This window comes from Pseudomonas sp. LjRoot71 (assembly GCF_964253255.1).
Taxonomy (GTDB): Bacteria; Pseudomonadota; Gammaproteobacteria; order Pseudomonadales; family Pseudomonadaceae; genus Aquipseudomonas.
This window is the reverse complement of the sequence record NZ_CAXURA020000001.1, coordinates 2,371,075-2,386,416: the sequence shown is the minus strand read 5'-3', so window position 1 is coordinate 2,386,416 and position 15,342 is coordinate 2,371,075. Positions and strand designations below refer to the sequence as shown.

The following is a 15,342-nucleotide window of genomic DNA, read 5'->3' as shown; positions in this document are numbered from 1 at the left end:
CGCGAAATTGCACGGCAACCGCCCTTGCACAACCATTCCAGGGCCGCACGGTGGCGCGGTGTCAACTCATCTAAAACAACAAGAGAGGCAACCTCATCATGCTCGATCTGCTCAACGACCTGCTCTGGAGCAAGGTCCTCATCGTCGCCCTGGTCGGGCTCGGTCTGTACTTCTCGATTCGCTCGCGTTTCGTCCAATTTCGTTACTTCGGCGACATGTTCCGTATCTTCGCCGAAGCCTTTGAGCGCCAGCCCGGCCAGCTCAGCTCATTCCAGGCACTGATGCTCTCCGTCGCCGGGCGCGTCGGCGCAGGTAACATCGCCGGTGTCGCGGTCGCCATCATGCTCGGCGGCCCGGGCGCAGTGTTCTGGATGTGGCTGGTCGCGCTGCTCGGCATGGCCACCAGCTATTTCGAATGCTCCCTGGCGCAGCTGTACAAGCGTCGCGAGGCCGACGGCACCTACCGTGGCGGCCCGGCCTTCTACATCCTGCATGGCCTGGGTCAGCGCTGGCTGGCGATCATCTTCTCGATCCTGCTGCTGGTAACCTTCGGCTTCGGCTTCAACGCCGTGCAGTCCTACACCGTGGCCACCTCGATGCATGACACCTTCGGCCTGCCGACCTACGTCAGCGGTCTGGTGCTGGTAGCAGTGATCGGCCTGATCATCTTCGGCGGCATCAAGCGCATCGCCAGCATGGCTGACGTGCTGGTGCCGATCATGGCCTTCTCCTACATCGGCATGGCGCTGGTGGTACTGGGCATGAACATCTCCGAAGTGCCGGAAACCCTGGCGCTGATCGTGCGCAGCGCGTTCGGCCTGGAGCCAGCATTCGCCGGCGGTATCGGTGCGGCCATCCTGATGGGTGTGAAGCGCGGCCTGTTCTCCAACGAAGCCGGTCTGGGCAGTGCGCCGAACGTCGCCGCCGTCGCCGAGGTCAAGCACCCGGCCGCTCAAGGCATCGTGCAGTCGCTCAGCGTGTTTATCGACACCATCCTGGTGTGCACCAGCACCGCGCTGATCATCCTGCTGTCCGGCGTGTATCAGCCAGGTAGCGAAATGGCCGGCGTAGTGCTGACCCAGACCGCTCTGGCGGCCGAAGTCGGCGAATGGGGCCGGGTGTTTGTCAGCATGGCGCTGCTGCTCTTCGTCTTCACCACCTTGGTGTACAACTACTACCTGGGCGAGAACGCGCTGAGCTTCTTCAGCAGCAAACGCTGGTTACTGCAGGTTTACCGCGTCATGGTGATTGCCCTGGTGCTGTGGGGCTCGATGCAGGACCTGTCCACCGTCTTCGGCTTCGCCGACGTGACCATGGGCCTGCTGGCGCTGGTCAACCTGACCGCCGTGTTCCTGCTGTTCAAGACCGGCCTGCGCCTGATGCGCGACTATGACAACCAGCGCAAGGCTGGCGTAGAGTCGCCAGTGTTCGACGCGAAGAACTTTGCCGACCTGGACCTCGACCCAGCTGCCTGGCCGAACGCTTCGCGCAACGCGCCGGCTAACCATGCGGAAATTGGCAATACGGTGCATCAGCGCTAAGCGCCTGCAACAGTTGTGACAAACAGGGGGCTCGGCCCCCTGTTTTTTTATCAGAACAATGGAGAACGCACATGGGTTGCCAAAAACTCCTAGTGCTCTATACCGGCGGCACCATCGGCATGCAGATGAGCGCGGCGGGCCTGGCCCCGGCATCCGGCTTCGAGGCACGCCTGCGTGCCCAGCAGGCGTTGGAAGCCCAACCACTACCGCAATGGACTTTCCGCGAACTGCTGCCGCCAATCGACAGCGCCAATATGAACCAGCACAACTGGCTGGCGATGGGCGCGGCGATTCGCGCAGGCGTTGAACAAGACGGCTGCGATGGCGTGTTGCTGCTGCATGGCACCGACACCCTGGCCTACAGCGCCGCCGCCCTGAGCTTTCTGCTGCTGGGTTTGCCGGTACCGGTAATCCTCAGCGGTTCGATGCTGCCGGCCGGAGCCGAGGGCAGCGATGCCTGGGGCAACCTGTTCGGTGCCATGCGTGCACTGCAAAGCGGCGTCACGCCGGGCGTGCACCTGTATTTCAATGGCGCACTGATGCACGGCGCGCGGGTCAGCAAACTGCGCAGCGATGCCTTCGATGCCTTCCAGGTGCTGCCGCGCCAACGCCACAGCCCACGTGCCGAGAGCATCCCGGCGAGCATCGACTACCGCCAGCCGCGCCAGCCGATCAATCTCGCCGTATTGCCGTTTTACCCCGGCATTCAGGCCAGCCATCTGCACGCCCTGCTGGGCAGCGGTGTGCAAGGCCTGCTGCTGGAATGCTACGGCAGCGGCACCGGCCCGGCGGACGACGCCGAGCTGCTCAGCGTGCTCAAGGCGGCCCATGAGCGCGGCGTGGTACTGGCCGCCATCAGCCAGTGCCCGAGCGGGCATGTCGAATTTGGCGTCTATGCGGCCGGCAGCCAACTGGCCTGCACCGGGCTGGTCTCCGCCGGCGGCATGACCCGCGAAGCGGCGCTGGGCAAGCTGTTCGCCCTGCTCGGCGCGGGCCTGAGCCAGGCTGAGGTGGAACACTGGTTTGCTCTGGATGTCTGTGGTGAACGCGCCGATTGAAGCCTGGGCCCTTACGACTAGGCTGTAAGGGCTTTACCCAGCTAAGGAGAGTGTCGCCATGCCCGTTCGCATCCCTGTCGAGATCCGCCCTGTGACTACCGCCGATCATGCGGTCTGGCTGCCGCTGTGGCAGGGCTATCAGCGCTTCTATATGACCGAGATCGCCAGCGATACCAGCGACACCACCTGGCAGCGCTTTCTCGACCCCGCCGAGCCGATGCACGCCGCGCTGGCCTGGCATAACGGCCAGGCCATCGGCCTGGTGCACTGGATCTACCACCGCTCGACCTGGACCACGGGCGACTACTGCTACCTGCAGGACCTGTTTATCGCCAAGGACATCCGCAGCAGTGGTGCCGGCCGTCAGCTGATCGAGCACGTCTACCGTGCAGCCCAGGCTCATGGCTGTTCGCGCACCTACTGGCTGACCCACGAGAGCAACAGCAAGGCCATGTTGCTGTATGAGCGTATCGCCGAGCGCTCGGGCTTTATCCAGTACCGCAAGCTGTTCTGAGAGCCTGTTTATGATCTGCTGCGCGTCGGCCCTGCTGCGTTAAAAGCCGGCTCCGCAAGCCGCTTGCGGCTAACGCGCTTTAGCGCGACCCGAAGGGCGAGTGAAGCGAGTAATGCTTATGTACAACTCGTACACTCCGCTTCCTCGCCTGCTTTTGCCTTGCATGACGCTAGCTCGCAAGATCCTAAACAGGATCTTCGCCAACTGACCTTACGGTCAGAAATTCCGCCCGACGGGCTTGCCGCAAGCAGCTTACGGCGCTATCTTCTGCGCCACGCCCGGCCATCTGCGCCGGCCGCGCACCTGGATCAGCAGACAGGGTAAACACTGAGCTGGCTAACCTGAACCCCACTTCAGAGGAGCCAACTCAATGGCTGCTACACGTATCTGGATCAAGAACCCCCTCGCCATATTCACTGCCAATAACCTCGACGCCGCCGGCGGCCTGGTGATTGAAGACGGCGTGATCATCGAATTGCTGGCCGCCGGCCAACAGCCGAGCCAACCCTGCACGCAGAGCTTCGATGCCCGCGAGCATGTGGTGCTGCCGGGGCTGATCAACACCCACCACCACTTCTATCAGACCCTCACCCGCGCCTGGGGCCCGGTGGTCAACCAACCGTTGTTTCCCTGGCTGAAAACCCTCTACCCGGTATGGGCGCGCCTGACCCCAGAGAAGCTTGCCCTGGCCAGCAAGGTGGCCCTGGCCGAACTGCTGCTGTCCGGCTGCAGCACGGCGGCGGATCACCATTACCTGTTCCCCGACGGCCTGGAAAACGCCATCGACGTGCAGGTCGAGGCCGTGCGCGAACTGGGCATGCGCGCCATGCTCACCCGCGGCTCGATGAGCCTGGGCGAAGCCGATGGCGGCCTGCCGCCGCAGCAGACGGTGCAGGAGGGTGAAGTGATCCTGGCCGACAGCCAACGCCTGATCCACGACTACCACCAGCGCGGCGACGGCGCGCAGATCCAGATTGCCCTCGCGCCCTGTTCGCCGTTCTCGGTGACCCAGGAGATCATGCGCCAGAGCGCCGAGCTGGCTGAAGAGCTGGACGTACGCCTGCACACCCACCTGGCGGAAACCCTCGACGAAGAAGATTTCTGCCTGCAACGCTTCGGCCTGCGCACCGTGGATTACCTGGACAGCGTCGGCTGGCTTGGCCCGCGCACCTGGCTGGCCCACGGCATCCACTTCAACCCGGATGAAATCGCCCGCCTGGGCGCAGCCGGCACCGGCATCTGCCATTGCCCAAGCTCGAACATGCGCCTGGCTTCGGGCATCTGCCCGACGCTCGACCTGGAAGCCGCGGGCGCGCCAATCGGCATCGGTGTAGACGGCTCGGCCTCCAACGACGGCTCGAACATGATCCTCGAAGCGCGTCAGGCACTGTATATCCAGCGCCTGCGCTACGGTGCCGAGAAGATCACCCCGGAACTGGCCCTCGGCTGGGCCAGCAAAGGCTCAGCCAAGCTGCTGGGGCGCACAGATATCGGCGAACTGGCGGTGGGCAAACAGGCCGACCTGGCCTTCTTCAAACTCGATGAGCTGCGCTTCTCCGGCAGCCACGACCCCGTTTCCGCGCTGTTGCTGTGCGGCGCTGACAAGGCCGACCGGATGATGATCGGTGGCCAGTGGCGGGTAATCGACGGACAGATCGAAGGCCTGGATGTGGCCCAGCTGATCGCCGACCACCGCCAGGCGGCGAAGGCGCTGATTGCCGGGTAAAACGCGTAGTCGGCTAATCCACGACACCCGGGGCGGGTTTACGATCTCGCGAGCTAGAGTTCACTCGCCCTTCGGGTCGCGCTAAAGCGCGTTAGCCGCAAGCGGCTTCCGAGGCTGTTTTTAACGCAGTATCACCGACGCGCAGCAGATCGTCGCGCGCTAGAACACCGACCAGCCGATCCGCTCGCTCAGCAGCTCCAGCGCCTTGATCCCGGCCAGGGAGTTGCCGGCGGCGTTCAACTCCGGCGACCACACGCACACGCTGAAACGCCCCGGCACCACGGCGACGATGCCGCCGCCAACCCCGCTCTTGCCCGGCAAGCCAACGCGATAGGCGAAGTTGCCCGCCTCGTCATACAAGCCGCTGGTGGCCATGATCGCGTTGACCTGCTTGCTCTGCCGAGCGCTGAGAATCTGCTGACCGCTGTGTTTGCAGAAGCCATCGTTGGCCAGAAAGCAGAAGGCCCGCGCCAGGTCGACGCAGCTCATGCGCAGTGCGCAATAGCTGAAGTAGCTGCGCAACACCGCTTCCACATCGTTATGAAAATTGCCGAAGGACTGCATCAGATAAGCCGCCGCCGCATTGCGCGCGCGGTGCTGGTATTCCGACTCAGCCACGCGTCGATCCACCAGCACCTCGGGGTTGCCGGCCAGGCGCCGCACGAAGTCGCGCATCGACAGCACCGGCGCGGCAAAGCGCGACTGATTGATGTCGCAGATCACCAGGGCACCGGCATTGATAAACGGATTGCGCGGCTTGCCGCGCTCGAACTCCAGCTGCACCAGCGAGTTGAACGGCTGGCCGGACGGCTCATGGCCGAGACGCTGCCAGATCGCCTCGCCGGAATGCTCGATGGCCTGCACCAGACTGAACACCTTGGAAATGCTCTGCACCGAGAACGGCGTATGCGCATCACCGGCGCAGGACAGTTCGCCGTCATTGCTGTACACCGCAATGCCCAACTGGTTGGCCGGCACATCGGCCAGCGCCGGGATGTAATCGGCCACCTTGCCCTGGCCGATCAGCGGGCGGACTTGCTCCAGAATTTCATTCAACAGCGCTTGCATGTTCAGGCCCACAGCGGCGCCCAGACGCCCGGGCTCTGTGGCTAGACGCTTGCAGCAGGGCGCTGATCACAGCCAGGCCCGGAAAACTTGTCAGGAACGCCCGTGGCACAGGCAAACCCGATCAAAACTGGGTATATTGCGCGCCGCGCAGCTGGCCAATGGCCAGATTGACGCCTGCTCGTGAATGTTCACGGATGACCATAAGGATCGACACGCATGTCCGCACTCCGCCTCAGCACCCTGTTACTCATCGCCCTAGCCTGCGCAGGCTGCTCCACCGGCGCCTGGTTCAAACTGCCGGAAAACAGCACCCTGGTGATCAACGAACGACCGGCGAAGAACAATCAGGGACTTGTGCGCAGCCGCCCATTCTCCTGGGGTTTGACCGGCGGTATTCCCTACCGGATCGAAGACAGCCAGGCCAACACCATTCGTTCGGGCAAACTGAAGAGCCGTTTCCGCGTCGCCTCGATCTTCTGGCCCCCAGTCGGCATCGCCTACTGGCCGATGGGCTTCGGTCAGCGCTGCTTCGACCTGACCGGTGAAGCGCCGCAAACCTGCACTTATCAGGACTTGGTAGAACTGCGCCAGGCCCATCGCCTGCGCCGCTAGAACTTTTCCGCGCGCAGCACTTCCACCTGGGCCAGGTAGCAGACCATGGCGTAGTTGGCGTAGTAGCGCGCCTGCAGGTGGCCGGCGATGCGTTCGGCGACATCGCGGGTGCAGATGATTTCCACGCGGATATTGCCTTCGGTGTCCCAGCCGGCGCTGCGTACACCGCGGCCACCCCGGCCACGGGCATCGGAGATGGTCCAGCCCGGCGCGCCGAGCTGTTCCAGGTCAGCCACCAACTTTTTCTCCAGCGCCGCTTCGCAAATCACGGTAAGCAGGGTGCGGATATGCGCGTCCATCTAGAGCCCCCAGGCGATCAGCTGTTCGACCAGCATCAGGTACAACGGGATGCCGACGATGATATTGAAGGGAAAGGTGATGCCCAGCGACGCCGTCAGCGACAGCGACGGATTGGCCTCGGGCAACGCCAGACGTAAAGCCGCCGGCACAGCTATGTAGGACGCCGACGCCGCCAGTGTAGCCAGCACGGCAGTGCCGCCCAGGCTCAGGCCCAGGAAGCGGCCCAGCAGCGCGCCGATCAACGCCCCGCACAACGGCATCAGCAGGGCAAAGCCGAGCAGGCGCAAACCGAACTGCCTGAGCGAGCCCAGCTGGCCGGAGGCGATCAGGCCCATTTCCAGCAGGAACAGCGCCAGCACCGGTTTGAACATGCTGGTGTAGAACGGCTCCAGCGGTTTGATCGCCTCCTTGCCGGCAATCGCACCGATGATCAGGCCGCCGAGCAGCAGCATGATGCTCTTGCCGAGAAAGATTTCCCGGCCCAGCTCGCCCCAGTCGGTGTCACGGGCAATGCCCTTGGCCAGCAGGATGCCGACCAGAATCGCCGGGATTTCCAGGATGGCAACAAACAGTGGCATGTAGCTCTCGAACTCGATGCCCTTGGCCAGCATGTAAGCCACCACCACGGCGAAGGTCCCGGCGCTGACCGAACCGTAGTGCGCGGCCACTGCGGCGGCGTTGACCCGGTCGAAGCCCAGACCACGCAGCACGCCGAAGGCCAGCAACGGCAACGTCACACCCAGGCCCAGCACCCAGGCCGCCTGGCCGAGCAACTGCCAGCTGGCTTGTTCGGCCAGCTCCACGCCGCCGTGCAGACCAATCGCCAGCAGCAGCATGATCGACAGCGTTTCATACAGCGCGGGCGGCAGCTTCAACTCGCTTTTCAGCAACCCGGCCAACAGGCCGAAGACAAAGAACAGCACCACCGGATCCAGACTCACCGCGCATTGCTCCCGTATTGAACCGCTGTTAAGACGCCTGTCGCGTCACCACCTGCTCGAATAAAAGGTCATGCCCCTACCGCGCGCGTGCTGATACCCGCAGTTTTGCCCAGTCTCCTGCTGAAAACAGCAGGCCCCTGCGCAGCGGGGCATAACCGAAAAAAAGGAGCCGTGAGGCTCCTGGGGGACTCGGGCAACAAGTACTTAAGCACTTGGCCCAAAACCCTTGCCGGCGCGACAAATGGGCCACCCCGGCGGTGTAAAAAGAAGCCCCAAAAAAGCCATTCAAATGCCTGTTCAAACAGCCGGGGCTTCCGAGGTTAACCTTCAATTTCCACCAGTACGTCACCCGGATTGACCCGGTCGCCCTTGGCCACATGCACCGCCGTCACGGTGCCGGCAATCGGCGCCTGCACTTCGGTTTCCATCTTCATCGCTTCACTGATCAGCACGGCCTGGCCGGCTTTAACGGTGTCGCCGACCTTGACCAGCACATCGACGATGTTGCCCGGCATGCTGGTGCTGACATCACCTGGCGCGCTGGCCTGCTTGCGCTTGCCTGAGCTACCCGCGACGAAATCATTCAGCGGCTCGAACACCACCTCTTCCGGCATGCCGTCGATGGACAGGTAGAAGTGGCGCTTGCCGTCGCTCTTCACGCCCACGCCGGTGATGTCGACGCGGTAGCTTTCGCCATGCACGTCCACCACAAACTCGGTCGGCACGCCTTCACCACCGGCCGGGGCCACGCCGCCGGCTTCGGGAATGGGCAGCAGCACTTCCGGGGTCAAGGTGCCGGCAGCGCGTTCCTCAAGGAACTTGCGGCCGATATCCGGGAACATGGCGTAGGTCAGTACGTCCTCTTCGGACTTGGCCAGGGCGCCAATTTCCTCACGCAGCTTGGCCATTTCCGGCTTGAGCAGATCGGCCGGACGCACTTCGATGACTTCTTCGCTGCCAATCGCCTGCTTGCGCAGCTGCTCGTTGACCTTGCCCGGCGCGGTGCCGTAACGGCCCTGCAGGTAAAGCTTCACTTCGTTGGTGATGGTCTTGTAGCGCTCGCCGGCGAGTACGTTGAACACCGCCTGGGTGCCGACAATCTGCGAGGTCGGGGTCACCAGCGGCGGGAAACCGAGGTCTTCGCGCACCCGTGGGATTTCTGCAAACACCTCATTGATGCGGTGCAAAGCGCCCTGCTCTTTGAGCTGGTTGGCCAGGTTGGACATCATCCCGCCTGGCACCTGATTGACCTGCACGCGGGTGTCCACGGCAGTGAACTCACTTTCGAACTGGTGGTACTTCTTGCGCACGGCATGGAAGTACAGGCCGATCTCCTGAATCAGCGCCAGATCCAGGCCGGTGTCGTAGGGGCTGCCCTTGAGCGCCGCGACCATCGACTCGGTGCCCGGATGGCTGGTACCCCAGGCGAAACTGGAGATGGCGGTGTCGATATGGTCGGCACCGGCCTCGATGGCCTTGAGCTGGCACATCGAGCCCATGCCCGCGGTGTCGTGGCTGTGGATAAACACCGGCAGGTCGACTTCCGCTTTCAGTGCCTTGACCAGTTCAGCCGTGGCGTACGGCGTCAGCAGGCCAGCCATGTCCTTGATCGCGATGGAGTCGATGCCCATGGCCTGCATGGCCTTGGCCTGCTTCACGAACGCCTCGACGGTGTGCACCGGGCTGGTGGTGTAGCTGAGGGTGCCCTGAGCATGCTTGCCGGCGGCTTTCACCGCCTCGATGGACACGCGCAGGTTACGCACGTCATTCATCGCATCGAAGATGCGGAACACGTCGATGCCATTCACTGCCGCCTTGGCCACAAAGGCACGCACCACGTCGTCGCTGTAGTGGCGGTAGCCGAGCAGGTTCTGTCCGCGCAGGAGCATCTGCAGGCGGGTGTTGGGCAAGCCGGCCTTGAGTTTGCGCAGGCGCTCCCACGGGTCTTCCTTGAGGAAGCGTACGCAGGCGTCGAAGGTCGCGCCGCCCCAGACTTCCAGCGACCAGTAACCGACCTGATCGAGCTTGGCGCAGATCGGCAACATGTCGTCCAGGCGCATGCGCGTGGCGATAATCGACTGGTGGGCATCGCGCAGGATGGTATCGGTGACGGTAATTTTTTTACTCATGATCTGATTCCTTCCCCTACAGGCCGGCGTGGGCAGCAATGGCGGTGGCGATGGCGATGGCCAGGTGCGACGGGTTGCGCTTGATCGAGTACTCGGTCAGCTCCGGGTGCGCCTCGACGAAACTGGTGTTGAACTGGCCGCTGCGAAACTCCGGGTTGCGCAGGATTTCCTGGTAGTAGGCAGCGGTGGTCTTCACCCCCTGCACGCGCATGTCATCCAGGGCCCGCAGGCCACGGGCCAGGGCTTCTTCCCAGGTCAGCGCCCAGACGATCAGCTTCAGGCACATGGAGTCGTAATACGGCGGAATGGTGTAACCGGTGTAGATCGCCGTGTCGGTGCGCACGCCGGGGCCACCGGGGGCGTAGTAGCGGGTGATCTTGCCGAACGAAGGCAGGAAGTTGTTCTTCGGGTCTTCGGCGTTGATGCGGAACTGCAGGGCAAAGCCGCGGTGGATGATGTCGTCCTGCTTGATCGACAGCTCCAGGCCCGAGGCGATGCGAATCTGCTCGCGGACGATGTCGATGCCGGTGATTTCTTCGGTGATGGTGTGCTCCACCTGCACCCGGGTGTTCATTTCCATGAAGTACACCTCGCCCTCGGCGAGCAGGAACTCCACGGTGCCGGCGTTCTCATAACCCACGGCTTTGGCCGCACGCACGGCCAGGTCGCCGATATAGGCGCGCTGTTCGGGGGTCAGCTGCGGGCTGGGGGCAATTTCGATAAGTTTCTGGTTACGCCGCTGGATCGAGCAGTCGCGCTCATACAGGTGCACGGTGTTGCCGAAGCTGTCGGCGAGAATCTGTGCTTCGATGTGCTTGGGGTTGACGATGCATTTTTCCAAGAACACTTCCGCGCTGCCAAAGGCCTTGGTCGCCTCGGAGATTACCCGCGGGTAGGCTGCTTCCAGCTCGGCGCGCGAGTTGCAGCGACGGATACCACGACCGCCGCCACCGCTGGTGGCCTTGAGCATCACCGGGTAACCGATGCGGTCGCCCTCGCGCAGCGCTTCAGCCAGGTCGGCAACGTTGCCTTCAGTGCCAGGGGTAACCGGTACACCGGCCTTGATCATGCTGCGCCGGGCTTCGGTCTTGTCGCCCATGCGGCGGATGACCTCAGCGCTCGGGCCGATAAATTTGACCCCGCGTTCGGCGCAGATTTCCGCCAGCTCAGCGTTTTCCGAAAGGAAGCCATAACCGGGGTGCAGTGCATCGCAACCGGTTTCCACCGCCAGGTTGACCAGCTTGCGCGGGTTCAGATAACCGGCCAGCGGCTCTTCACCGATGCTGTGAGCTTCATCCGCACGCTTGACGTGCAGTGCCTGCCGGTCGGCATCGGAATACACCGCCACCGAGCGGATGCCCATTTCGGCACAGGCCCGCACAATGCGTACGGCAATCTCACCGCGGTTGGCTATCAGGATTTTCTTGATCACGAGCCAGCATCCTCGATCACGTGAACAGGCAACCGGAAAAAACGGTCGACGTGTGACCGCAGCAGCACGAGCGGTCATGCATTTAAGCTACGCCGGCTTAGCGATTAACCAAAATCAATATTTATTGGGTTTAGTATTAGCTAAGACTTATAGTTAAACCTCAGAAGCCCAGCCATAGAGGTCATAAACGTGCGTAAGTCATTGATGCGCATGACACTTCGTCAGCTTCAGGTGTTCCGCTCGGTGTGCACCAATCTCTCCTACAGCCGCGCGGCCGAGGAAATGGCGCTGACCCAGCCCGCCGTCAGCCTGCAGATTCGCCAACTCGAGGAGCTGCTCGGCCAACCGCTGTTCGATTACGTCGGCAAGAAGCTTTACCTGACCGAAGCCGCCGAAGCCTTGCAGCTGGCCAGCGCGGATATTTTCGGTCGACTGGAGAGCCTCGACATGCAGCTGGCCGACCTGCAAGGCTCATTGCAAGGGCAACTTTCGCTGGCCGTGGAGTCCAGCGTGAAGTACTTCATACCTCACCTGTTCGCCGCCTTTCGTCGCGAATACCCGGAAGTCAACTTGCAGCTGGTGGTGACCAACCACAACCAGGCGGTCAAGCGCCTGAGCACCAATCGCGATGACTTGCTGATCATGTCGCGGGTGCCCACCGACATGAACCTGGAGTTTCTGCCTTTCCTTAATAACCCGATCATCGCCGTCGCCCCACCCGACCACCCGCTGTATCAGCACGCTCAGCTGAGCCTGCAAGACCTCACGGCCTTCCCGCTGCTGACCCGCGAACCCGGCTCCGGCACACGCCAGGCCTGCGAGGAATATTTCCACCTCAAACGGGCACACTTTGCCCACAGCCTGGAAGTCGGCTCGCTGGAAAGTCAGCGTGAAGGGGTACTCGCCGGCCTCGGCGTGGCGCTGCTGCCACGCCACGCTGTGCGCCGCGAGCTGGACATCGGCGTGTTGCGCGAACTGCCGGTGGCTGAACTACCGCTGCTGCGCAGCTGGTGCCTGGTTCACCCACGGGGCAAATACCTGTCGCCGGTGGCCCAGGCGTTCTTTGCCTTCGTGCGCGATCAACGCAGCCTGATCAACGCCCTCGCTGAGCGCTTTGCGGCGCCAGCGCCTGCTTGCCCGCCAGGTAGTTAGCTGCCACCAACTCCGGGTAATCCGCTAACTGTTGCTGTAACTGGCGCTGCTCGGCGTAGCTCTCGATGGCGCGGCGGTATTCCATACGGCGTTGATCGAGCAGCTTGCGCCGGGTTTTGCTGTCGGTGCTTTCATGCGACTGCGCGTGATCCAGATAGCCAGACATAGGGGCAACTCCCAGGCTGAATAAGGGAGTACCAGCTTCGGCTGCCTAGATGACGCTTTGATGGCCGGACGATAACGCGACGATGAAATCAGTCGTCGCTGTTTTTGTGCGCCTTGGGCGACAGGCGCAGGCTGCGCAGACTGCGCTTGACGCTCTTGAGGTGGTTGACCAGCCCCGGGCCACGGGCCATGGCCACGCCCATGGCGAGCACGTCGATCACCACCAGATGGGCGATGCGCGAGGTCAGTGGGGTGTAGATCTCGGTGTCTTCCTGCACGTCGATGGCCAGGTTGACCGTGGCCAGGTCGGCCAGCGGGGTCTGGCTCGGGCACAGGGTGATCAGCGTTGCGCCGGCTTCACGCACCAGGTTGGCGGTGATCAGTAGATCCTTGGAGCGCCCGGACTGCGAGATGCAGATGGCCACATCGGTGGGCTTCAGGGTCACCGCGCTCATCGCCTGCATGTGCGGGTCGGAATAGGCCGCCGCCGTCAGCAGCAAACGGAAAAACTTGTGCTGGGCATCCGCCGCCACCGCACCGGACGCACCGAAACCATAGAACTCCACACGCTGGGCGTTGGCGATGGCGGCGATGGCCTGTTGCAGGGCCTGGGTGTCGAGCTTCTCGCGCACCTCGATCAGGGTATGCAGGGTGGTGTCGAAGATCTTCAGGCTGAAGTCCGCCACCGAGTCGTCTTCATGAATAGCGAACTGGCCAAAGCTGGCACCGGCCGCCAGGCTTTGCGCCAGCTTGAGCTTGAGGTCCTGAAAACCGCTGCAGCCAATCGCCCGGCAGAAACGCACGATAGTCGGCTCACTGATGCCGACGCTGTGGGCCAGCTCGGCCATGGAGCTGTGCATCACCGAGGCTGGGTCGAGCAGAACGTGATCCGCCACCTTCAGTTCGGACTTGCGTAACAGGGGGCGCGACTGGGCAATGTGCTGCAACAGGTTCACAGGTTTAGGCTCGACATTTGGCTAACGAATCCATCAAGCACGCCGCATTCACAGGCATGACTCGGTTATGATCGGCGCACGACGGGTTGTAGTGACCTTGTAGTTATACTACATGGCCGCCGCCCCCGCACGGCTAACAGACCGCTTAAAAACTACCTGCGTTGCTGATGCCGCGTTAAAAACGATCTCAAAATGCTCATTTACGCCAGTAAACTGCGCTTTTTCGATCGTTTTCGCCTTGCCTCAGCTGCCTCGCCTACGTTTTTAAGCGGCCTTATAAACAGAGTCGGAGTTCCCACCTTGAGCATTCCCTGCGACATGCTGGTGTTTGGCGGCACCGGTGACCTGGCCCTGCATAAACTGCTGCCAGCGCTCTACCACCTGCATCGCGCCGGTCGTCTGCATGACGACACGCGCATCCTCGCCCTGGCCCGCAGCAACCTGGCCCGCAGTGCCTTTCAAGCCCTGGCCGAACGCCACTGCCGCGCCCAGGTAGCGCGCAGCGACTTTGCCAACGACACCTGGGCCAGCTTCGCCGCGCGCCTCGATTACTTCGCCATGGACGCCAGCCAGAGCGCCGACTTCGGCCGGCTGGGCAAACGCCTGGGCGACGACCCCGAACGCGTGCGCATCTATTACCTGGCCACTGCGCCGGATCTGTTCGAAGACATCGCCTCGCACCTGAAGATCGCCAGCCTGGCCGGCCCCAAGGCGCGCATCGTGCTGGAAAAGCCGATCGGCCACTCGCTGGAGTCGGCACAGGCGATCAACGCCGCCATCGGCGCGGTGTTCGATGAGTCGCGGGTGTTCCGCATCGACCACTACCTGGGCAAGGAGACGGTGCAGAACCTGATGGCACTGCGCTTCGCCAACGCCCTGTTCGAACCAGTGTGGCGCGCCGGGCATATCGACCACGTACAGATCAGCGTGTGCGAAACCCTCGGCGTGGAAAACCGTGGTGCCTATTACGAAAAAGCCGGGGCCATGCGCGACATGATCCAGAACCACCTGTTGCAGCTGCTCTGCCTGGTGGCGATGGAAGCGCCGGTGCGCTTCGATGCCGAGGCGGTGCGCAACGAAAAGGTGAAGATTCTCGAAGCCCTGAAACCCATCAGCGGCCTCGATGTGCAAGACAAGACCGTGCGCGGCCAATACGCCGCCGGCAAGATCGGCGGCCAGGAAGTGCCGGCCTACTACTTCGAAAAGAACGTGGACAACGACAGCGACACGGAAACCTTTGTCGCCGTGCAGGCCGAGATCGACAACTGGCGCTGGGCCGGCGTGCCGTTCTACCTGCGCACCGGCAAGCGCCTGGCGCGCAAGACCTCGGAAATCCTGATCCAGTTCAAACCGGTGCCGCACCAGCTGTTCGGCGGCGGCGAAGCCAACCGCCTGCTGATCCGCCTGCAACCGGAAGAGCGCATCAGCTTGCAACTAATGAGCAAGAGCCCCGGCAAGGGCATGCACCTGCAACCGGTGGAACTCGACCTCAACCTGGCCGACGCCTTCCACAAGCAGCGCCGCTGGGATGCCTACGAACGCCTGTTGCTGGATGTGATTGAGGGCGACTCAACGCTGTTTATGCGCCGTGACGAGGTGGAAGCGGCCTGGAACTGGGTCGACCCGATCATCAAGGGCTGGCACCAGCACTACCAGAGCCCACGCCCCTACCCGGCCGGCAGCGATGGCCCGGAGCAGGCCGGCAACCTGCTGGAGCGCCACGAACGGCAGTGGATGGAGTAGCCCAA

14 protein-coding genes are annotated in these 15,342 nt (G+C 62.8%); 7 read left to right on the top strand and 7 right to left on the bottom strand.

Features of this window, described 5'->3' with window-relative positions; genetic code table 11:
- Positions 1 to 98: 98 nt before the first annotated feature.
- The 4 genes from ACSQ17_RS11330 to ACSQ17_RS11315 all read left to right on the top strand — a co-directional run bounded on the left by ACSQ17_RS11330 (position 99) and on the right by ACSQ17_RS11315 (position 4,839).
- The gene (locus tag ACSQ17_RS11330) at positions 99 to 1,541 is read left to right on the top strand and encodes an alanine/glycine:cation symporter family protein (protein WP_436068678.1); all 1,443 of its coding nucleotides are present in this window, start codon (positions 99 to 101) and stop codon (positions 1,539 to 1,541) included.
- Positions 1,542 to 1,612: 71 nt separating this feature from the next.
- Complete coding sequence (locus ACSQ17_RS11325; RefSeq protein ID WP_436068677.1) at positions 1,613 to 2,599, top strand: asparaginase; 987 nt, start codon at positions 1,613 to 1,615, stop codon at positions 2,597 to 2,599.
- Between the two features lie 58 nt (positions 2,600 to 2,657).
- On the top strand, positions 2,658 to 3,113 hold the full coding sequence (locus ACSQ17_RS11320; RefSeq protein ID WP_436068676.1) for an N-acetyltransferase family protein: 456 nt from the start codon (positions 2,658 to 2,660) through the stop codon (positions 3,111 to 3,113).
- Positions 3,114 to 3,483: 370 nt separating this feature from the next.
- The gene (locus ACSQ17_RS11315) at positions 3,484 to 4,839 is read left to right on the top strand and encodes an 8-oxoguanine deaminase (protein ID WP_436068675.1); all 1,356 of its coding nucleotides are present in this window, start codon (positions 3,484 to 3,486) and stop codon (positions 4,837 to 4,839) included.
- Between the two features lie 159 nt (positions 4,840 to 4,998).
- Here the strand turns inward: ACSQ17_RS11315 and glsB are convergent, their stop codons facing one another.
- On the bottom strand, positions 4,999 to 5,907 hold the full coding sequence (glsB, locus tag ACSQ17_RS11310) for a glutaminase B (protein WP_233683156.1): 909 nt from the start codon (positions 5,905 to 5,907) through the stop codon (positions 4,999 to 5,001).
- Between the two features lie 216 nt (positions 5,908 to 6,123).
- Here glsB and ACSQ17_RS11305 point away from each other — a divergent pair, with 216 nt between their 5' ends.
- Positions 6,124 to 6,519: a hypothetical protein gene (locus ACSQ17_RS11305; RefSeq protein WP_436068674.1), complete on the top strand. Its 396-nt coding sequence runs from the start codon at positions 6,124 to 6,126 to the stop codon at positions 6,517 to 6,519.
- Here ACSQ17_RS11305 and ACSQ17_RS11300 read toward each other — a convergent pair.
- The 4 genes from ACSQ17_RS11300 to ACSQ17_RS11285 form a co-directional block, all read right to left on the bottom strand.
- Positions 6,516 to 6,818 (bottom strand): DUF3240 family protein, encoded by a 303-nt coding sequence (locus ACSQ17_RS11300; protein ID WP_233683155.1) that lies wholly within the window; start codon positions 6,816 to 6,818, stop codon positions 6,516 to 6,518. The two genes, ACSQ17_RS11305 and ACSQ17_RS11300, sit on opposite strands and share 4 nt — an antisense overlap.
- Positions 6,819 to 7,760, bottom strand: coding sequence for a sodium-dependent bicarbonate transport family permease (locus ACSQ17_RS11295; protein ID WP_436068673.1), 942 nt, complete (start codon positions 7,758 to 7,760; stop codon positions 6,819 to 6,821).
- A 320-nt stretch (positions 7,761 to 8,080) separates the two neighbouring features.
- Positions 8,081 to 9,889 carry a sodium-extruding oxaloacetate decarboxylase subunit alpha gene (gene oadA / locus ACSQ17_RS11290; RefSeq protein ID WP_436068672.1) on the bottom strand — a complete coding sequence of 603 codons (1,809 nt, stop codon included), beginning with the start codon at positions 9,887 to 9,889 and terminating at the stop codon, positions 8,081 to 8,083.
- A 16-nt stretch (positions 9,890 to 9,905) separates the two neighbouring features.
- Positions 9,906 to 11,321 (bottom strand): acetyl-CoA carboxylase biotin carboxylase subunit, encoded by a 1,416-nt coding sequence (locus ACSQ17_RS11285; protein WP_436068671.1) that lies wholly within the window; start codon positions 11,319 to 11,321, stop codon positions 9,906 to 9,908.
- 189 nt (positions 11,322 to 11,510) lie between these two features.
- Here ACSQ17_RS11285 and ACSQ17_RS11280 point away from each other — a divergent pair, with 189 nt between their 5' ends.
- On the top strand, positions 11,511 to 12,473 hold the full coding sequence (locus tag ACSQ17_RS11280; RefSeq protein WP_436068670.1) for a LysR family transcriptional regulator: 963 nt from the start codon (positions 11,511 to 11,513) through the stop codon (positions 12,471 to 12,473).
- On the opposite strand, the gene ACSQ17_RS11275 is transcribed toward ACSQ17_RS11280, so the two are convergent.
- Positions 12,415 to 12,639, bottom strand: coding sequence for a PA3496 family putative envelope integrity protein (locus tag ACSQ17_RS11275; RefSeq protein WP_436068669.1), 225 nt, complete (start codon positions 12,637 to 12,639; stop codon positions 12,415 to 12,417). The two genes, ACSQ17_RS11280 and ACSQ17_RS11275, sit on opposite strands and share 59 nt — an antisense overlap.
- A gap of 88 nt (positions 12,640 to 12,727) precedes the next feature.
- Positions 12,728 to 13,594, bottom strand: coding sequence for a transcriptional regulator HexR (hexR, locus tag ACSQ17_RS11270; RefSeq protein WP_233683150.1), 867 nt, complete (start codon positions 13,592 to 13,594; stop codon positions 12,728 to 12,730).
- Positions 13,595 to 13,912: 318 nt separating this feature from the next.
- Between hexR and zwf the strand changes: the two genes are divergently transcribed.
- Entirely contained in the window at positions 13,913 to 15,337 is a 1,425-nt protein-coding gene (gene zwf, locus ACSQ17_RS11265) for a glucose-6-phosphate dehydrogenase (RefSeq protein ID WP_436070462.1), read from the top strand.
- Positions 15,338 to 15,342 lie beyond the last annotated feature (5 nt).

What these genes read in the sequence shown, in the direction of transcription:
- ACSQ17_RS11330 (WP_436068678.1), top strand. Translation starts at nt 99, where the DNA reads ATGCTCGATCTGCTCAACGACCTGCTCTGGAGCAAGGTCCTCATCGTC.
- ACSQ17_RS11325 (WP_436068677.1), top strand. Translation starts at nt 1,613, where the DNA reads ATGGGTTGCCAAAAACTCCTAGTGCTCTATACCGGCGGCACCATCGGC.
- ACSQ17_RS11320 (WP_436068676.1), top strand. Translation starts at nt 2,658, where the DNA reads ATGCCCGTTCGCATCCCTGTCGAGATCCGCCCTGTGACTACCGCCGAT.
- ACSQ17_RS11315 (WP_436068675.1), top strand. Translation starts at nt 3,484, where the DNA reads ATGGCTGCTACACGTATCTGGATCAAGAACCCCCTCGCCATATTCACT.
- glsB (WP_233683156.1), bottom strand. Translation starts at nt 5,907, where the DNA reads ATGCAAGCGCTGTTGAATGAAATTCTGGAGCAAGTCCGCCCGCTGATC.
- ACSQ17_RS11305 (WP_436068674.1), top strand. Translation starts at nt 6,124, where the DNA reads ATGTCCGCACTCCGCCTCAGCACCCTGTTACTCATCGCCCTAGCCTGC.
- ACSQ17_RS11300 (WP_233683155.1), bottom strand. Translation starts at nt 6,818, where the DNA reads ATGGACGCGCATATCCGCACCCTGCTTACCGTGATTTGCGAAGCGGCG.
- oadA (WP_436068672.1), bottom strand. Translation starts at nt 9,889, where the DNA reads ATGAGTAAAAAAATTACCGTCACCGATACCATCCTGCGCGATGCCCAC.
- ACSQ17_RS11275 (WP_436068669.1), bottom strand. Translation starts at nt 12,639, where the DNA reads ATGTCTGGCTATCTGGATCACGCGCAGTCGCATGAAAGCACCGACAGC.
- zwf (WP_436070462.1), top strand. Translation starts at nt 13,913, where the DNA reads ATGCTGGTGTTTGGCGGCACCGGTGACCTGGCCCTGCATAAACTGCTG.